Source organism: Kitasatospora sp. NPDC015121, from assembly GCF_055562955.1.
Genome location: NZ_JBVHEH010000014.1, coordinates 32020 through 49522 on the forward strand (window position 1 = coordinate 32020; position 17503 = coordinate 49522).

General features: G+C 74.1%; 15 protein-coding genes and 1 riboswitch. Of the genes, 6 read left to right on the top strand and 9 right to left on the bottom strand.

The annotated features are described in order from the left end of the window. Positions 1 to 14: 14 nt before the first annotated feature. A complete protein-coding gene (gene mctP, locus ACZ3J7_RS21705; protein WP_465624099.1) occupies positions 15 to 1601 on the top strand; it encodes a monocarboxylate uptake permease MctP in 1587 nt (528 codons plus the stop codon). Positions 1602 to 1767: 166 nt separating this feature from the next. Beyond that, on the top strand, positions 1768 to 2526 hold the full coding sequence (locus tag ACZ3J7_RS21710) for a histidine phosphatase family protein (protein ID WP_465623531.1): 759 nt from the start codon (positions 1768 to 1770) through the stop codon (positions 2524 to 2526). 79 nt (positions 2527 to 2605) lie between these two features. Here ACZ3J7_RS21710 and ACZ3J7_RS21715 read toward each other — a convergent pair whose 3' ends face one another. Then, positions 2606 to 3589: a helix-turn-helix domain-containing protein gene (locus tag ACZ3J7_RS21715; RefSeq protein WP_465623533.1), complete on the bottom strand. Its 984-nt coding sequence runs from the start codon at positions 3587 to 3589 to the stop codon at positions 2606 to 2608. Positions 3590 to 3858: 269 nt separating this feature from the next. Here ACZ3J7_RS21715 and ACZ3J7_RS21720 point away from each other — a divergent pair, with 269 nt between their 5' ends. From ACZ3J7_RS21720 to ACZ3J7_RS21735, 4 genes are all read left to right on the top strand, one after another. Beyond that, positions 3859 to 4353, top strand: a complete 495-nt coding sequence (locus ACZ3J7_RS21720) for a GNAT family N-acetyltransferase (protein ID WP_465623534.1) — start codon at positions 3859 to 3861, stop codon at positions 4351 to 4353. A gap of 94 nt (positions 4354 to 4447) precedes the next feature. After that, positions 4448 to 4573, top strand: a riboswitch (cobalamin riboswitch). Between the two features lie 176 nt (positions 4574 to 4749). Then, positions 4750 to 7164: a ribonucleoside-diphosphate reductase subunit alpha gene (locus ACZ3J7_RS21725; protein ID WP_465623537.1), complete on the top strand. Its 2415-nt coding sequence runs from the start codon at positions 4750 to 4752 to the stop codon at positions 7162 to 7164. Beyond that, positions 7164 to 8183, top strand: a complete 1020-nt coding sequence (locus ACZ3J7_RS21730) for a ribonucleotide-diphosphate reductase subunit beta (protein WP_465623541.1) — start codon at positions 7164 to 7166, stop codon at positions 8181 to 8183. The genes ACZ3J7_RS21725 and ACZ3J7_RS21730 overlap by 1 nt, the downstream gene beginning before the upstream one ends. A gap of 93 nt (positions 8184 to 8276) precedes the next feature. Continuing rightward, complete coding sequence (locus tag ACZ3J7_RS21735) at positions 8277 to 9422, top strand: acyltransferase family protein (protein ID WP_465623544.1); 1146 nt, start codon at positions 8277 to 8279, stop codon at positions 9420 to 9422. A 68-nt stretch (positions 9423 to 9490) separates the two neighbouring features. Here ACZ3J7_RS21735 and def read toward each other — a convergent pair whose 3' ends face one another. The 8 genes from def to ACZ3J7_RS21775 all read right to left on the bottom strand — a co-directional run bounded on the left by def (position 9491) and on the right by ACZ3J7_RS21775 (position 17411). Further along, complete coding sequence (gene def, locus ACZ3J7_RS21740) at positions 9491 to 10129, bottom strand: peptide deformylase (protein WP_465623547.1); 639 nt, start codon at positions 10127 to 10129, stop codon at positions 9491 to 9493. Between the two features lie 71 nt (positions 10130 to 10200). Then, positions 10201 to 11184: a tetratricopeptide repeat protein gene (locus ACZ3J7_RS21745; RefSeq protein ID WP_465623551.1), complete on the bottom strand. Its 984-nt coding sequence runs from the start codon at positions 11182 to 11184 to the stop codon at positions 10201 to 10203. 107 nt (positions 11185 to 11291) lie between these two features. Beyond that, positions 11292 to 12635 (bottom strand): HD-GYP domain-containing protein, encoded by a 1344-nt coding sequence (locus ACZ3J7_RS21750; protein WP_465623553.1) that lies wholly within the window; start codon positions 12633 to 12635, stop codon positions 11292 to 11294. Further along, positions 12632 to 14026, bottom strand: coding sequence for an HD-GYP domain-containing protein (locus ACZ3J7_RS21755; protein ID WP_465623557.1), 1395 nt, complete (start codon positions 14024 to 14026; stop codon positions 12632 to 12634). Before ACZ3J7_RS21755 ends, ACZ3J7_RS21750 begins: the two co-directional genes overlap by 4 nt. 192 nt (positions 14027 to 14218) lie before the next feature. Next, entirely contained in the window at positions 14219 to 14581 is a 363-nt protein-coding gene (gene rsrA / locus ACZ3J7_RS21760) for a mycothiol system anti-sigma-R factor (RefSeq protein ID WP_465623562.1), read from the bottom strand. Further along, complete coding sequence (locus tag ACZ3J7_RS21765; RefSeq protein ID WP_100836424.1) at positions 14578 to 15291, bottom strand: sigma-70 family RNA polymerase sigma factor; 714 nt, start codon at positions 15289 to 15291, stop codon at positions 14578 to 14580. Before ACZ3J7_RS21765 ends, rsrA begins: the two co-directional genes overlap by 4 nt. Before the next feature lie 325 nt (positions 15292 to 15616). Then, complete coding sequence (locus ACZ3J7_RS21770; protein ID WP_465623564.1) at positions 15617 to 16246, bottom strand: alpha/beta hydrolase family protein; 630 nt, start codon at positions 16244 to 16246, stop codon at positions 15617 to 15619. Positions 16247 to 16673: 427 nt separating this feature from the next. Beyond that, a complete protein-coding gene (locus tag ACZ3J7_RS21775; RefSeq protein WP_465623567.1) occupies positions 16674 to 17411 on the bottom strand; it encodes an SOS response-associated peptidase in 738 nt (245 codons plus the stop codon). Between the last annotated feature and the right edge of the window lie 92 nt (positions 17412 to 17503).

Consider the following 17503-nt stretch of genomic DNA (forward strand, 5'->3'; position numbering starts at 1 on the left):
TGGACTGGACCGCGATGACGGTCTTCCTGCTGTTCTTCGTCCTGGTGACGGTGATGGGCTTCCTGGCCTCGCGCTGGCGGCGGGCGGACGACGCCCAGCACCTGCACGAGTGGGGGCTGGGCGGCCGGAGCTTCGGGACGTGGGTGACCTGGTTCCTGCTGGGCGGCGACCTGTACACGGCGTACACCTTCGTCGCGGTGCCGGCGGCGGTCTACGCGACCGGCGCGATGGGCTTCTTCGCGGTGCCGTACACGATCATCGCGTACCCGCTGGTGTTCCTGTTCCTGCCCCGGCTCTGGTCGGTCTCCCGGGTGCACGGGTACGTGACGCCGGCCGACTTCGTGCGCGGCCGGTACGGGTCGCGGGGGCTGTCGGTGGCGGTGGCGCTGACCGGCATCCTGGCGACCATGCCGTACATCGCGCTGCAGCTGGTGGGCATCCAGGCGGTGCTGGACGTGCTGGGCGTGGGCGGCAGCGGCAACTGGTTCCTGCGGGACCTGCCGCTGTTCGTGGCGTTCGGCGTGCTGGCCGCGTACACGTACTCGTCGGGGCTGCGGGCGCCGGCCCTGATCGCGTTCGTGAAGGACGCGCTGGTGTACGTGGTGATCCTGGTCGCGGTGGTGTACATCCCGATGCGGCTGGGCGGCTACGGGGACGTGTTCGACGCGGCGGCGCGGAAGTTCTCGAAGCCGGGCTCGCCGGGCAAGCTGGTCCTCGCCGAGGGCGGGCAGTGGACGTACGCGACGCTGGCGTTCGGGTCGGCGCTGGCGCTGTTCATGTACCCGCACTCGGTGACCGGCGTGCTGGCGTCGAAGTCGCGCAACACGGTGCGCCGGAACATGGCGATCCTGCCGGCGTACTCGCTGATGCTGGGCCTGCTGGCGCTGCTCGGGTTCCTGGCGATCGCGGCCGGGGTGGGCAGCAAGGACGGGAAGCCCTTCAACAGCCAGCTGGCGGTGCCGCAGCTGTTCGCGGACATGTTCCCGTCCTGGTTCACCGGGGTGGCGTTCGCGGCGATCGGGATCGGGGCGCTGGTGCCGGCCGCGATCATGTCGATCGCGGCGGCGAACCTGTTCACCCGCAACGTGTACAAGGAGTTCCTGAAGCCGGGCGCGACACCGGCCGAGGAGACCCGGGTGGCGAAGATCGCCTCGCTGCTGGTGAAGGTCGGCGCGCTGGTGTTCGTGCTGGTGATGGACAAGCAGGTGGCGATCAACTTCCAGCTGCTGGGCGGCCTGTGGATCCTGCAGACCGCGGTGGCGCTGGTGGCGGGCCTGTTCACCCGCTGGTTCCACCGCTGGGCGCTGCTGGCGGGCTGGGCGGTCGGCATGGGGTACGGGACGTGGAAGGCGTGGGGGATCTCCTCGGCGGCGACCAGGCACTTCGGCGGCAACAGCACGCCGATCCCGTGGATCGGCGAGACCGGCTACATCGGCCTGACCGCGTTCGTGCTGAACGCGGTGGTGGCGGTGGTCCTGACGCTGGTGCTGCGGGCCCTGAAGGCCCCCGAGGGCGCCGACGAGACCTCGAAGGCCGACTACTCCGCGGAGGCCGGCGACGAGGCCGTGGAGCACGCTCCGCAGCCCGCGGCGGCGCACTGACGCACCGGGGGCGCGCACGGCGGCGCCCGTACGCCCTGTGGTCGCGCCGTTGCCCCGATCGACACCGGGGTGACGGCGCGATCGTCTGTTATGACCGGCCGTCCGGCGGAGAGACCGGGAGAAGACGACACACCGCACGCGCCACCGACCACGGGGAGCCACCGCCATGACCGACCTCAGCACGCTGCGCAACGGGCACCGACCGGAGGCGGAACGGCCGGAGCGGCCGCGCCGGCTCCCCTCGGTGCTGATCGCCACCCGGCACGGCGAGTCGACCGCCAACGTGGAGTTCCGGCACGCGGACGCCAGCGGGGCGCTCTCCGTCCCGATCACCTGCCGGGACGCCGACATCCCGCTCTCCCTGCGCGGCCAGGACCAGGCCCGCGACCTGGGCCGCTGGTGGGCCGGGCGGCCGCCCGCCGAGCGGCCGCGCTCGGTGTGGTGCTCGCCGTACGTGCGCACCGCGGAGACCGCCCGGATCGCGCTCGCCCAGGCGTCCGGCCTCGGCGCCGTGCCGGTCGGCCTGACGGTGCGCCACGACGAACGGCTGCGCGACCGCGAGCTGGGCGTGCTGGAGATGCTCACCAAGGCCGCGATCGAGCGCGACCACCCCTCCGAGGCGGCCCGCCGGCGGCGGATGGGCGAGCTGTACTACCGGCCGCCGGGCGGCGAGTCCTGGCTGGACGTGGCGCTGCGGGTGCGCGACCTGCTGCGCGACCTGGGCGAGGAGGAGGCGGGCCGGCCGGTGCTGGTGGTCGCGCACGACTGCACGGTGCTGATGCTGCGGCACGTGCTGGACCGGCTCACCGAGGACGAGCTGCTGGCGCTGGACCCGGTGGCGAACTGCTCGACCAGCGTCTGGCGGGCCCGCGAGGGGCGGCTGCGCCCGTCCGGCTGGAACCAGACCGGCCACCTGACGCCCTGAGGGCCCCGGGCCCGGACGCCCCGCCTCCGCCCGGCCTCCGCCCGGCCTCCGCCCGGCCTCCGCCCGGCCTCCGCCCGGCCTACGCCCGCGCGAGCGTCCCGGCGGCCCGCCCCGGGCCGCCGAACGCCCGCCGGTAGGCCTGCGGGGTGGTGCCGAGCCGGCGGCCGAAGTGGTGCCGCAGCGCGGCGGCGTTGCCGAAGCCGCAGCGGGCGGCGACCGCGTCGACGCTCTCGTCGGTGGACTCCAGCAGGCGCTGCGCGAACAGCACCCGCTGGCCGGTCAGCCAGCGGTGCGGGGTGGTGCCGGTCTCCTGCCGGAAGCGGCGGGCGAAGGTCCGCGGCGACATGTGGGCGAGCCGGGCGAGCTGGTCGACGCCGGTCTCCCGGTCGAGGTGGCGGCGCATCCACTCCAGCACGCCGGCCAGCGAGTCGCCCTCGCCCTCGGGCAGCGGGCGGTTGATGAACTGGGCCTGGCCGCCGTCCCGGTGCGGAGCGACCACCATCCGGCGGGCGATCGCCCGGGCCACCTCGGCGCCCTGCACCTTGCGGACCAGGTGCAGGCAGGCGTCGATGCCGGCGGCGGTGCCGGCCGAGGTGATCACCGGGTCGTCGTCGACGTACAGCACGTCGGGTTCGACGGTGGTCAGCGGGAAGCGCTCGGCCATCAGCGCGGCGTACTGCCAGTGGGTGGTGCAGCGGCGGCCGTCGAGCAGTCCGGCGGCGCCGAGCAGGAAGCTGCCGGAGCAGATCGACAGCAGCTGGGCGCCCCGGTCGTGGGCGGCCCGCAGCGCGGCGAGCAGCGGTTCGGGGTAGTGCGCGCGGATGCCGGTGGCGGTGGCGATGACCAGGTCGGCGCCGGCGAGCCGCTCGGGGCCGTGCGGGACGTCGACGGTGAAGCCGGCGTGGGTGCGCATCGGTCCGGGCCGGTCGCCGACCAGCGCGAAGTCGTAGACCGGCAGGCCGGCCTCGCTCCGGTCGAGGCCGAACACCTCGCAGGCCACGCCCAGTTCGAAGGGGTGGATCTCTTCGAGGACCACCACGGCGACGTTGTCGAGCTTCCGCATGCGCCCAGGATGGCAGTGGCAGGATTTCGTGGCAATGGTGCGTTCCTGCCACTCGTCGGCCGGGGGCCGGGGGCGGACAGTGGAGGCATGACCACCGCGCTCGCCCTGCTGGGCCTCATCGGCGGTTTCGGCCTCATCGGCGTCCTGGTCGGCCGCGACCTGGACCGCCACGGCCGGACCGGCCGCGACACCGTGCACCGCCCGACCGGCTACCCCTTCGACCCGGACCTGGCCGACCCGCGCCGCCGCCGGTCCGGCACACTGTCCGGATGCAGCCCCCGCTCGTCCGCCGCGCCCTCGACCACGACCTCGCCGCCGCCGGGGAGGTCACCGTCACGGCCTTCGTCGGCGACGGCCACACCCGTCCCGACTCCCCGTACGTCGAGCGCCTGCGCGACGCCGCCCGGCGGAACCGGGAGGCCGAGCTCCTGGTCGCCGTCGACGGCGCCGGAGCCGTGCTCGGCTGCGTGACCTTCGCGCCCGGCGGCACCCCCTGGGCGGACGTCGCCGGGCCCGACGAGGGCGAGATCCGGATGCTCGCGGTCGGCCCGGCGGCCCGCGGCCGGGGCGTCGGCCGGGCGCTGGTGGAGGCGTCGATCGCCCGCAGCCGGGAACTCGGACTGGGCGGGATGGCGTTCTCCACCCGGCCGGGGATGACCGCCGCACACCGGATCTACCACGCCCTGGGCTTCGTCCGCGCCCCGGAGCGGGACTGGTCGCCGGCCCCCGGCACCGACCTGATGGTCTACGCGACGCGGTTCTGAGCCGGCGCCGGCGCCGTTTTCGTTGTCTACGCGCGACGCCACCACCGCGACACGCGCCACTACATCTGGTGCTTCCAGTTCCAGCCACCACAACATGTATGCTCACTCTCGCTGTCGACGCAGGGGAACCCGGTGGAAGTCCGGGACTGCCCCGCAACGGTGAGCGGGCTGTAGTCGACGCCCGCGCAGTCCGAGGACCTGCAGACGGTGTGCGACACGGCATCCCCGCAGACGCCTTGTGCAGCACAGCTTTGCCGTCCGGTCTCGCGGGCGGACCGGGGGTGGGTCTTTCGCGCGCCGGAACGCGTTCTCGTTCCCTCGTGCCGCCTTCCCCTGGCCGCGTGCGGTCCCGGACACCCGAGCCACGTCCGCCGCCGCCACAGGAGAGAGTGCGCCTTGACCGTCGCCGCCTCAGTCACCCTGCCGTCCCAGGGATCCGCCGACGCCTTCACCGACCCCGGTGCGGCGTTGCTGCGGCTGCTCACCGACCGCAGCACCGACCTCCCCCAGGTGGACCCCGGCCACGTCGCCGCCGCCGCGCTGCGCGGCCGCCACGCCGGTTCGGACTTCGCCGAACTGCGCGGGCTGGCCGTGGAGGCCGCCGCGTCGATGATCGCCGAGGACCCGCAGTACTCGAAGCTGGCCGCCCGCCTGCTGGCGCTGGAGATCCGCGACGAGGCCGCCACCCAGCAGGTCACCTCGTTCTCCTCCTCGGTGGCCGTGGGCCACGCCGAGGGCCTGATCGGCGACGCGACCGCCGCGTTCGTGGCCCGGCACGCCGACCTGTTCGACTCGCTGGTGGACGAGGCGGCCGACGACCGCTTCGAGTACTTCGGCCTGCGCACCGTGCAGTCCCGCTACCTGCTGCGCCACCCGATCACCCGCAAGGTGGTCGAGACCCCGCAGCACTTCCTGCTCCGCGTGGCGGCGGGCCTGGCGGTCGGCACGACCGAGGAGTCGGTGCGCGAGGTCGCCGAGCTGTACACCCTGATGAGCCGCCTGGAGTACCTGACCAGCTCGCCGACGCTGTTCAACTCCGGCACCCGGCACCCGCAGATGTCCTCCTGCTACCTGCTGGACTCGCCGCTGGACAACCTGGACTCGATCTACAACCGGTACGCGCAGATCGCCCGGCTGTCCAAGCACGCGGGCGGCATCGGCCTGTCCTACTCGCGGATCCGCTCGCGCGGCTCGCTGATCCGCGGCACCAACGGCCAGTCCAACGGCATCGTGCCGTTCCTGCGCACCCTGGACTCCTCCGTGGCGGCGGTCAACCAGGGCGGCCGGCGCAAGGGCGCGGCCTGCGTGTACCTGGAGACCTGGCACGCCGACATCGAGGAGTTCCTGGAGCTCCGCGACAACACCGGCGAGGAGGCCCGGCGCACCCACAACCTGAACCTGGCGCACTGGATCCCGGACGAGTTCATGCGCCGGGTCAACGCCGACGCCGACTGGTCGCTGTTCTCCCCGGCGGACGTGCCGGAGCTGGTGGACCTGTGGGGCGCCGAGTTCGACGAGGCGTACGTCAAGGCCGAGCTGGCGGGCAAGGCCGTGCGCACCATCCCCGCGCAGACCCTGTACGCCCGGATGATGCGCACCCTGGCGCAGACCGGCAACGGCTGGATGACCTTCAAGGACGCCTCCAACCGGGCCGCCAACCAGACCGCGCTGCCGGGCCGCACGGTGCACTCCTCGAACCTGTGCACCGAGATCCTGGAGGTCACCGACGACTCGGAGACCGCGGTCTGCAACCTCGGCTCGGTCAACCTGGGCGCGCACGTCGCCCCCGGCGCCACCGCCGCCGACCTGCTGAACGCGATGGACTGGGACCGCCTGGACGCCACCGTCCGCACCGCGGTGACCTTCCTCGACCGCGTGATCGACATCAACTTCTACCCGACCACCGAGGCCGGGACGTCCAACTCCCGCTGGCGCCCGGTCGGCCTGGGCGTGATGGGCCTGCAGGACGTCTTCTTCCAGCTGCGGATCGACTTCGACTCCGCCGAGGCGGTCGCCCTCTCCACCCTGATCGCCGAGCGCATCATGCTCACCGCGTACGAGCGCTCCGCCGACCTGGCCGAGCGGTTCGGCCGGCACGAGGCGTACGGCGAGACCCGGGCCGCCCGCGGCCAGCTGCACGTCGACCACTTCGGCGCCGCGAACCCGCAGTGGACCGAGCGCTGGGACGCGCTGCGCGCCCGGATCGCCGAGGTCGGCCTGCGCAACTCGCTGCTGCTGGCGATCGCGCCGACCGCGACCATCGCGTCGATCGCCGGCGTGTACGAGTGCATCGAGCCGCAGGTCTCCAACCTGTTCAAGCGCGAGACCCTCTCCGGCGAGTTCCTCCAGGTCAACCCGTACCTGGTGCGCGAGCTCAAGGAGCTCGGCGTCTGGGACCAGCAGACCCGGGACGCGCTGCGCGACGCCAACGGCTCCATCCAGGACTTCACCTGGCTGCCGCAGGAGGTCCGTTCGCTGTACCGCACGGCGTGGGAGCTGCCGCAGCGCGCGCTGATCGACCTGGCCGCGGCCCGTCAGCCGTACATCGACCAGAGCCAGTCGCTGAACCTGTTCATGGCGGCGCCGACCATCGGCAAGCTCTCCTCGATGTACTCGTACGCCTGGAAGGTCGGTCTGAAGACCACCTACTACCTGCGCTCCCGCCCGGCGACCCGGATCGCCCAGGCCGCGTCCGGAGCCGCCCGCACCGCCGCCCCCGTCCCGGTGCAGACCCCCGCCCTCTCCCAGGCCGAGCAGGACGCCATCGCCTGCTCGCTGGAGAACCCCGAGTCCTGCGAGGCCTGCCAGTAATGAGCACCGAAGACCAGAAGAAGATGCTGCTCGACCCGGGCTTCGAGCTGACCCTGCGCCCGATGCGCTACCCGTCGTTCTACGACCGGTACCGGGACGCGATCAAGAACACCTGGACCGTGGAGGAGGTGGACCTGCACTCCGACGTCGCCGACCTCGCCAAGCTGAGCGAGGGCGAGCGGCACATGATCGGCCGGCTGGTCGCGTTCTTCGCCACCGGTGACTCGATCGTCGCGAACAACGTGGTGCTGAGCCTCTACAAGCACATCAACTCCCCCGAGGCCCGCCTCTACCTGTCGCGGCAGCTGTTCGAGGAGGCCGTGCACGTCCAGTTCTACCTGACGCTGCTGGACACCTACCTGCCCGACCCGGAGGACCGCAACGCCGCCTTCGCGGCGGTGGAGAACATCCCCTCCATCGCGCAGAAGGCCCAGTTCTGCTTCACGTACATGAACGCGGTCGACCACATCGACTCGCTGGAGAGCAAGGAGGACCGCCGGGCCTTCCTGCTCAACCTGATCTGCTTCGCGGCCTGCGTCGAGGGCCTGTTCTTCTACGGCGCGTTCGCGTACGTGTACTGGTTCCGCAGCCGCGGCCTGCTGCACGGCCTGGCCACCGGCACCAACTGGGTGTTCCGCGACGAGTCGATGCACATGGACTTCGCGTTCTCGGTGGTCGACACCGTCCGCGCGGAGGAGCCCGACCTCTTCGACGACAAGATGGCCCGGCAGGTCACCGAGATGCTGGAGCAGGCCGTCGAGGCCGAGCTCCAGTTCGCCCGCGACCTGTGCGGCGAGGGCCTGCCCGGCATGAACACCGACTCGATGCGCGAGTACCTGCAGGCGGTCGCCGACCAGCGCCTGGCCCGCCTCGGCCTGCCGGTCCGGTACGGCTCCACCAACCCGTTCGGCTTCATGGAGCTGCAGAACGTGCAGGAGCTGACCAACTTCTTCGAGCGCCGGGTCTCCGCCTACCAGGTCGCCGTCGAGGGCTCGGTCTCCTTCGACGACGATTTCTAGGCGGTCCCACCTGCTGCGTCCGATGTCCGGCCCCGTAACCTCGGGGCCGGACATCTGTCGTCGTGCTCCGTTCCCCACAGATCCAAGGACCTCATGAGCAGCACCAGCACCACCACACCGGCGCCCCGCCCCGGGGTTCCCTCCCAGCCGGACGGGGCGACCGGGGGCCGCCGGGCGCGGCGCCCCCGGCTGTACGTCCTGGACGGCCTGCGGCTGCTGGCGGCACTGGCCGTGGTGCTGTACCACTACACCGGACTGGACCGTGAGCTGACGGTCTGGGGCGGCACGGCCGGGCACCTGATGCCCCGGCTGCACGCCCTGACCAAGTACGGCTGGACCGGGGTCGAGCTCTTCTTCCTGATCAGCGGCTTCGTGATCTGCATGTCCTGCTGGGGCCGGTCGCTCGGTGACTTCGCCACCTCCCGGATCACCCGGCTCTTCCCCGCCTACTGGTTCGCCGTGCTGACCACCGCCGCCGCGATCTTCATCGCCCGGCCGCCGTGGGCCGGGGGGATCCTCTCGGGGTCCTACCGCAACGTCATCGCCAACCTGACGATGACCCAGGAGGGGCTCGGCGGCGTCCACGTCGACGGCGTCTTCTGGACGCTCTGGGTCGAGCTGCGCTTCTACGTCCTCTTCGGCCTGCTGCTGATCGGCGGCCTGACCTACCGCAAGGTGGTCGCCTTCTGCGCCGGGTGGACGATCCTCTCCGTCTACCTCGTGACCGCCGACTTCCCGCTGCTCAACACCGTCCTCTTCCCGCAGTACTCGAGCTACTTCGTGGCCGGCGTCGCGATGTTCCTGGTCCACCGCTTCGGCCCGACCCTGATCAACCTGGGCCTGGTCGGCGTCTCCTGGGCGCTGTCCGCCTGGCACATCTGGGCCACCGTGTCCCGGCTCACCTGGCTGTCGCTCTCCTACACCCGGACCCTGGCGCTGATCACGGTCTTCTACCTGGTGGTGCTCGCGATCGCGCTCGGCTGGTTCAACCGGATCCAGTGGAAGTGGCTCGCCACCGCCGGCGCCCTCACCTACCCGCTGTACCTGGTCCACGAGTACCCGGGCTGGATCCTGATCCACCACTTCCGCCGGTCGATGGACCCCTACGCCCTGGTCGCGACCGTCGTGGCGGGCATGCTGGTCTACGCCTGGCTGGTCCACCGCCTGGTCGAGCGGCCCTTCGCCCCCCTCCTCAAGCGCGGCCTCGAACGCGGCCTGGTCGACCTGCGCAAGCACTGACCCCGCGTGCGGCGAGGGGCCCGGGAGCGCGTCGCTCCCGGGCCCCTCGGCACGTCTACGGGCGCCCGTCAGTCGTTCGGGACGGTGGCGTACTTGGGGGTGCCGTCGGCCATCTGCCGCAGCGCGTCCTTGCGGTCGCGCTTGGAGAGCCGGTCGATGTACAGGTACCCGTACAGGTGGTCGGTCTCGTGCTGCAGGCAGCGGGCGAAGAAGCCGGTGCCCTCGACCCGGACGGGGTTGCCGTCCTTGTCCTGGCCGGTGACGGCCGCGTAGTCGGGGCGGGCCAGCTCCTGGTACGCGGTCGGGACGGACAGGCAGCCCTCCTGGCCGTCGTCCAGCACCCGGCGGCCGGCCGGGAGCTCCTCCAGCACCGGGTTGACCACGTGCCCGACGTGCCGGACGCCCTCGTCGTCGGGGCAGTCGTAGACGAACACCTTCAGGTCCACACCGATCTGGTTCGCGGCCAGGCCCACGCCCTCCGCCGCGTACATCGACTGGAACATGTCGTCGATCAGCGCGGACAGCTCGCCGTCGAAGGCGGTGACGGTCCGCACCTCGCGGTGCAGCACCGGGTTGCCGACCACGGTGATCGGACGCGCGGTGCCCTTGGACAGGTCGGGCTCCTCGCCGACCACCCGCTGGGGCTCGGTGTCCTCGTGCGCGTGGTCGTGTCCGTGGTCGTGCTCGTGGTCGTGGTGCTCGGCCATCGCTCGGTTCCGCTTTCGTCCGCATCCGCCTGGTGTACCGGTCCAGGGTACGGGGCGCGGCGCGGCCGCGGTCAGCAGACCTCTTCGAGGTCCCGGTAGGCGCGGGTCGCCGGGGAGGCCGCGGCCCAGCGGTCCAGCAGCGAGCGGACCAGGCCGGCCGGCGCGGCGATCCCGCACTCGCGCTCGACCTGCCAGGGGCCGCCGGCCGAGCCCTGGCTGAGGTGGCTGAGGTGGCCGGGGTGCAGCGGGTCGCCGTCGTCGTGCGGGTCGTGGTGCGCGGTGCGGCCGTCGTCGATCGCCATCCGGGACTCCGAGCAGGTGCGGCACAGCAGCCGCACCGAGGACGTCCAGTCCTCGGCCGCGTACCCGGCGTCGGCGACGGTCTTCTCCAGCGCGTCCCGGTCGGCGGCGGTGGCGGCCTGCAGCAGCACCACCCAGGTCGGCACCGGGGACGGCGCCCACAGCTCGATCTCGTCGAAGACCGGGTAGGCGACGCCGTCGGCGACCCGCTCGCCGTGCGGGGCGCCGTCGTGCAGCACCACCTCGCCCCAGCGGCGGCCGGAGGACGGCAGCGGGATCGACAGCACCTCGATCCGGGCCGGGTCGAGCCGCCGCCCCCACACCACCTCGGACTCGCCGTCCGGGGAGAGCCGCACCGGGGTGGTGCCCAGGTCGAGCTCGATCGGCCCGTCCAGCGCGGGCCCGCCGGGCAGCCGCAGCCCGTACGCCTGCCAGGCGCGGCGGGCCAGCGGCCAGTCCTGCAGGGCGGTGGCGGTGATGCCGAGGTTCCACCAGTCCGGGGCGCCGTGCTGGCGGTCGAGCAGCGCGACGGCGCGCAGGCCGGCCGAGCGGGCCTGCTCCCAGTCGCGGCGGAACTTGTGCAGCAGGGCCAGGTTGAACCAGGAGTCGGACAGCCACGGCTCCAGGTCCGCGGCCATCACCAGCAGCGCCCCGGCGTCCTCGTAACGGCCGTCGCCGATCAGCGTGAACGCACGGTCGGTGGTCTGCCGCCAGGTCGCCGACGGACGGTGCCGTGCGCGGTGGAAGATCCTCACGTTGGTCCCTTGCCGTCGGTCGTCACCGGGTCGCCCCGCCTCCGGGTCTTCCCGCCACGACCGCATCCAACCACGCCCGCCCCCGGCCGCGCGCCCCGCGCGGCCATTCAGGCCGCCGGGCAGCCGCGCCGGTCCGGACCCCGGGCCGCCCGGTGGCCGCGGCGGCCCAGCCGGCCCAGCGCCTCCAGCACCACCGGGTCGTAGCCGTGCCCGGCGTCCAGCCGCAGGTGCTCCAACGGGTCGAGGACGGCCCGGGCGCCGGCCCGGGGGCGGTCGGCGGCGGCGGTGCGCAGGTCGTCGTGGGCGTTGGCGACCCGGATGATCCGGGAGGCCAGCGGCAGCGTCGGGTCGTGCCGGCCGTCGGCCAGCCGGCACGGGTCGGCGAGCCGGGCGACCTGCTGCCACACCTGCCGGGGCACCCCGGTGCGCTGGATCACCTCGCTGCCGAGCCGGGCGATCCGCTGCTGCTCGCCGTCCGGCAGCAGCGCGGTCGCCCCGCCCGGCACCGGTTCGACCAGCGACAGCTGCCCGATGTCGTGCATCAGCGCGGCGTACTCCAGCAGCGTCAGCTCCCGGCTGCCGAGCCCGAGTTCGCGCCCCAGCGCGCACGCCGTGTCGGCGACCCGGCGGGCGTGCCCGGGGGTGGTGTAGCCGGCGATCTCGGTGGCTCGGGCCAGCGTCTCGATGGTCTGCCCGGTGGTGGCCCGGACGGCGGCGGCCCGCCGGAACGAGGCCTGGGCGAGCAGCAGCGGCAGGCAGAACACCGGCAGCGCCCACAGTCCGGCCTCCCCGGCGAGCAGGCTCAGCAGCAGTCCGGTGGCGACCTGCGCGGAGCCGATGCCGAGCAGCGCGTGCAGCTGGTCGTCCAGCGCGGCGGCGTAGCGCAGCCCGGTGCGGGCGCACTGCTGGGCGGCGGCCAGCACCGCGTCGCCCAGCGCGGCCAGCGCGGCCACGCCCGCCAGCAGCGCCCCGTACCCGGGCCCGGACAGCCGGTCGGTGATGCCGGAGTTGTACAGCGGCTGGAACAGCAGCGCGGCGAACGCCACCGTGACCAGCCGGCGGGCGGCCGCGTCCAGACCGACCGGCGGGACGCACGAGCGGTGCCGGGCCGCGGCGAGCGCCCGCCGCCCGGCGTACTGGGCGCCGAGCCCGGCCGCCGTGCCGACGGCGGTGACGGCGGCGACCTGCAGCACGCCGTGCGTGGTGGGCAGCCCGTGCAGCGGCCCGAGCAGCGCGTACGCGAGGGCGACGGCGGTGGCGACCGGCGCGGGTTCGCGGTCGCCGGGCAGCGCGGGCCCGGCGCACTGGCCGAGCGCGACCAGCCCGGCGAAGGCCAGCGCGACGCCGCCCTGGGCGACGCCGTCGGTCAGGGCGTGCACGGCGGCGGCGGCGCCGAGCAGCCCGGCCAGCGCGAACAGCAGGTCGGCCGGGGCGGGGCGGCGGCTCCTCACGCCGCTCCCCCGGTCGGCAGGCCGGTGCCGCTCTGCTGGGGCAGCCGGGCCGGTTCGGGCACGCCGAGCGGGATGTCCGGCACCTCGCCGTCCCAGCCGCCGGGCGGCGGCGGTTCGGGCTGCCAGCCGTGCTCGGCGACCGCCCGGACCAGCGCGCCGACCATCACCGGGTCGAACTGGCTGCCCGCGCACCGCTCCAGTTCGGCGACCGCCTCCGGGACGGGCCGGCCGCGCCGGTAGGAGCGGGTGGAGGTCATCGAGTCGAAGGCGTCGGCGACCGAGATGATCCGGGCGAACTCGGGGATCCGCTCCCCGGCCAGCCCGTGCGGGTAGCCGCGGCCGTCCATCCGCTCGTGGTGGTGCAGGATGCCGTCCCGGCCCTCGCCGAGGAAGTCCAGCTGCCGCACCAGCTCGTGCCCGAACACCGGGTGGACCTCCACCGCGCGCCGCTCCGCGTCGGTCAACGGGCCGTTGCGGCGCAGCAGTTCGGTGGCCACGGCGAGCTTGCCGACGTCGTGCAGGGTGCCCGCGAAGTGCAGCGTGCGGATCCGCTCCTCGGCCAGGCCGAGCTGGCGGGCGATCAGCACCGACGCCCGGCCGACCCGTTCGCTGTGGCCCCGGGTGTACGCGTCCTTGATCTCGACGGCCTGCACCAGCGCCTGCACGGTGGCCCGGTGCGCGGCCCGCTCGCGGTGGCCCTGGGCGGAGAGCCAGGCGGTGATGGTCAGCGGCAGCAGGCCGAGCACCGCGGCGAACGCCCCGTACGGGCCCTGCCAGAGCACCGCGATCATCAGGCCGCCGGCGCCGTGCAGCAGCGCCGCGGGGGCGGCCCGGCGCAGCGCGCCCAGCGCGCCCGGGCCGGCCGCGCCGCAGGTCAGCCGGACCATGCCGGCCACCAGCACGCCGTTGACCAGGCAGAACGTCAGGATCGCGGCCAGCGCGCCGAGCGCGGCGCCGGGGAAGCGGGTGCCGAGCAGCAGCCGGGCCCCGCCGAGCAGCCGGAACACCTCGGCGGCGGCGGCCGCGGCCAGCGCCAGCTGGGCGCCGTTCCACAGCCGGCGCGGTCCGCGCGGGTGGGCGGCCGGGCCGAGCAGCGCCCCCGGCAGCGCGACCAGGGCGGCGGCGGCGGGCGGCAGCATCAGCACGCCGGCGAACAGGACGGGGAAGAAGCCGCTGCCGCGCGGGTCGGCGTGCGCCTCGTCGGCGGGGCGGCCGCGCAGCCGGCGCCAGACCCGGGCGCACGGGGTGCGGGCGCCCTGCGCCAGCGACTCCAGGCACAGGTGCAGCAGGGCGAGCAGGCCGATCCGGGGCCAGTCGAACTCGGGACCGGCCACGGCCAGCGGCAGCAGCACGGCGGACGCGGCCGCCAGGACGAGGGCCAGGTAGACCACGGCCCGGCCCGGCAGGGCGGCGGCGGTGTTCCGCTCGCGTTCGCGTGCGCTGGCGATCTCGGCCTCCCCCGCCCGTACCGGGCCCTCCGACGTGAGGACTCGTCAGAGAATAGGGCCCGCCCGCGGGGGCGGGGCGCACGATCGCGTATCGCCGCAGCCGGAGCAGCGACAGCTCACCCGATCGAGTGAGCGCTACTCGGCGGTCGCGACCGCCGAGCCGTGTCCGGCCGCGCCGTCGACCGTCACCTCGACGCTCACCGAGGACACCTCGATCACCGAGGTGTCGACCTCGCCGGAGCGCTGGGTGCGGATCGAGTCGATCCGGGCCAGCACCTTGGCGCGGAGGTCGGTCGGGGTGTCGTCGCAGCCGCAGGAGCGCTTGATCAGCGCCTTGATCGCCTGCTCCAGGCCGTACTTCTCCAAGCACGGCGAGCACTCGTCGAAGTGCACCCGCAGCTTGGCGCAGTCGCCCTCGGGCATCTCGTTGTCGAGGAATTCGTAGAGGTGGTCCAGCACCTCTCCGCACTCGGTCTCGTGCGGATCGCCGCAGCTCATGAGCCCGCGCCCTTCGCTTCCTGCCCTGCACCGGTACCGGCCGGGACCAGCCCCCGCTCGCGGGCGTAGTCCTCCAGCATGCCGCGCAACTGACGGCGGCCACGGTGCAGTCGGGACATCACCGTACCGATGGGTGTACCCATGATGTCCGCGATCTCCTTGTACGCAAAGCCCTCGACGTCCGCGAGGTACACCGCGATCCGGAATTCCTCCGGGATCGCCTGCAGCGCGTCCTTCACGTCGCTGTCCGGCAGGTGGTCGAGCGCCTGCGCCTCGGCCGACCGGAGGCCGGTCGACATGTGCGACTCGGCGCGCGCCAGCTGCCAGTCCTCGATCTCCTCGGCCGCGGTGCGCTGGGGTTCGCGCTGCTTCTTGCGGTACGAGTTGATGAACGTGTTGGTGAGGATGCGGTACAGCCACGCCTTGAGGTTGGTGCCCTCGCGGAACTGGTGGAACGACGCGTACGCCTTGGCGAACGCCTCCTGGAGCAGGTCCTCCGCGTCGGCCGGGTTGCGGGTCATCCGCAGCGCCGCCGAGTACATCGGGTCCAGGTAGCCGAGCGCGTCGCGCTCGAAGCGCTCGCGCCGGGCCTCCTCGCTCTCGTTCTCGGACACCCGGAAGGTGTCCTCGCCGATCGCCTCGGCCAGTTCGTCGCCGGTGAGCTGTTCGCCCTCCGGGCGGCCCTGGTCGGCGCCAGCAGCGCCCGACACGGCCGCGTCATCGGTCCCGACGACCGGACCCACCTCCTCGGAAACCCGCACACGGCCCACCTCGGGCCGACCCGCAAGCGAGGATATCGGGCTGACCGGCTTCTCGCCCGCGACAACCCACTCCGACCAGTCCGGCAGGAGCGCGGACTGCGCGGCCCGCTCTTCCGGCCGCTCGCGGCACGCGATCGAACCCATGGACCCTGCCTTTCCACCGGGGGCATGTTCTGACGCCTCGTGCAACCCCGTCGGCCGCCGCCGCATTCCCGGCCCCTCCGCCTGAGGCGCAACTCACGTCCCGCGCCGCGGCCTTGCCGCCGCCCCGGGCTCAGGCCCGGGCGAGCCAGTCGGCGACCGCCCCGGTGACCAGCTCCAGTGCGGCCTCCCGGGTGAGCGGGGCCCGCTTGGGGACGGCGAAGCCGTGCCCGGCGTGTGGGACCTCGACCAGCCGGTGGCCGGCCGGGAGCGCGGGGAACTCCGCCGGGGTGCCGAAGGTGTCCGCGCCGCCCTGGACGACCAGGGTGGGCAGGCCGGTGCCGAGCAGTTCGTCCGCCCGGGTCCGCTCCGGCCGGCCCGGCGGGTGCAGCGGGAAGGCCAGCGCGAGGACGCCGGCCGCGCCCAGGGCGGCCGAGGTCCGGCAGGCCACCCGGGCGCCGGCGCTGCGGCCGCCCGCGTACACCGGCAGGCCCTCCCCGGCGGCGGCGGCGAACTGCGCGGGCCAGCCCGCGTCGAGCGCGGCCGGCGCCGGGGCGAGCCTGCGCCCGGCCACCCGCCAGGGCTGCTCGGCGAGCACCACGGTGACGCCGCCCGCCGGCAGCGCGTCCGCGAGCGCCCGCAGGTCGGGCGCCTCCACCCCGCCGCCCGCGCCGTGCCCGAGGAGCAGGACGGCCCGCGGCTCGGCGGCCCGGAACCAGTGGAGCCGGGCGTCCCCGGCGGGGGTGGCGATGATCCGCTGCATGCCGCAGAGCGTATAGAGGAACACCCCCACCCGGAGGCCACTCCCCGCCCGCCCCCGCGCCCCCGCCCGGAAGGGCGTCACCCATCTCCCCGCCCCGTCCCCGCCCGGAAGGGCACTCCCCGTCCGGAGGGCGCTCCCCCGCCTGGGAAGGCACTCCCCCGCCTGCCCCCGCGTCCCCGCCCGGGAAGGCACTCCCCCACCCGGAAGGGCGTCACCCATCTCCCCGCCCCGTCCCCGCCCGGAGGGCACTCCCCCGCCCGCCCCCGCACCCCGCCCGGGAGGGCGTCGCCCATCCTCCGCTCCGCCCCGCCCGGAGGGCACTCCCCGCCTGCCCCGCGTCCCCGCCCGGAAGGGCGTCACCCATCTCCCGCCCCGCCCCCGCCCGGAGGGCACTTCCCCGCACCCCCGCCCGGGAGGGCGTCGCCGTTCAGAACAGCGTGGTGCGGTCGTCCTCGGTGCGCGGCCGGGTCAGTCCCGGGTGGTTGTTGCGGATCTTGCCGACCTCGTCGGGCACCGCGTGGACGCGCAGGTCGCCGGGCGGCGGCGGGGTGAGGTCGGCGGTCTCGGCGTGCGGGTCGAGCCAGGCGTCCCAGCGGTCGGGGCCGAGGTAGAGCGGCATCCGTTCGTGGACGGGGGCGAGCAGCGGTTCGGCGGCGGTGGTGACGATGGTGCAGGTGACGAGCCAGGCGTCGGGGTGGTCGCCGGGGTGGGCGCGGTCGCGCCAGAACTCGTACAACCCGGCGAGGGCGAGCGGGGCGCCGTCGGCGCGGTGGACGAAGTAGGGGCGGCGGGGCGGGCGGGAGAGGTCGTCGGTGGGGGCGGTCTGCCACTCGTAGTAGCCGTCGACGGGTATCAGGCAGCGCCGGGCGGCGTAGGCCTGCCGGTAGGCGGGCTTCTCGTGGACGGTCTCCGCCCGGGCGTTGATCATCTTGACGGCGGTGTCCCGGCTGTTCGCCCAGCCGGGCACCAGGCCCCAGCGCAGGACGTGCAGTTGCCGGACCGGCCGGCGCTGCCCGCGCGGGGCGCGGTCGAGGACGGCGTAGGTCGGCGCGGTGGGGGCGACGTTCCAGCTGGGGGCGATCGTCTCGGTCGGGTCCCACCGCTCGACCCCGAACAGGCGGACCAGTTCGGCGGGGTCGGTGGAGGAGGCGAAGCGTCCGCACATGCCGCCCAGCTTGCCAGAGCGCGGCGGGCCAGAACCACCGGCTACCGGCGGCCCGTCCTTCCGTGGGAGGCTGCCCGCCCCGGGCAGGGGAA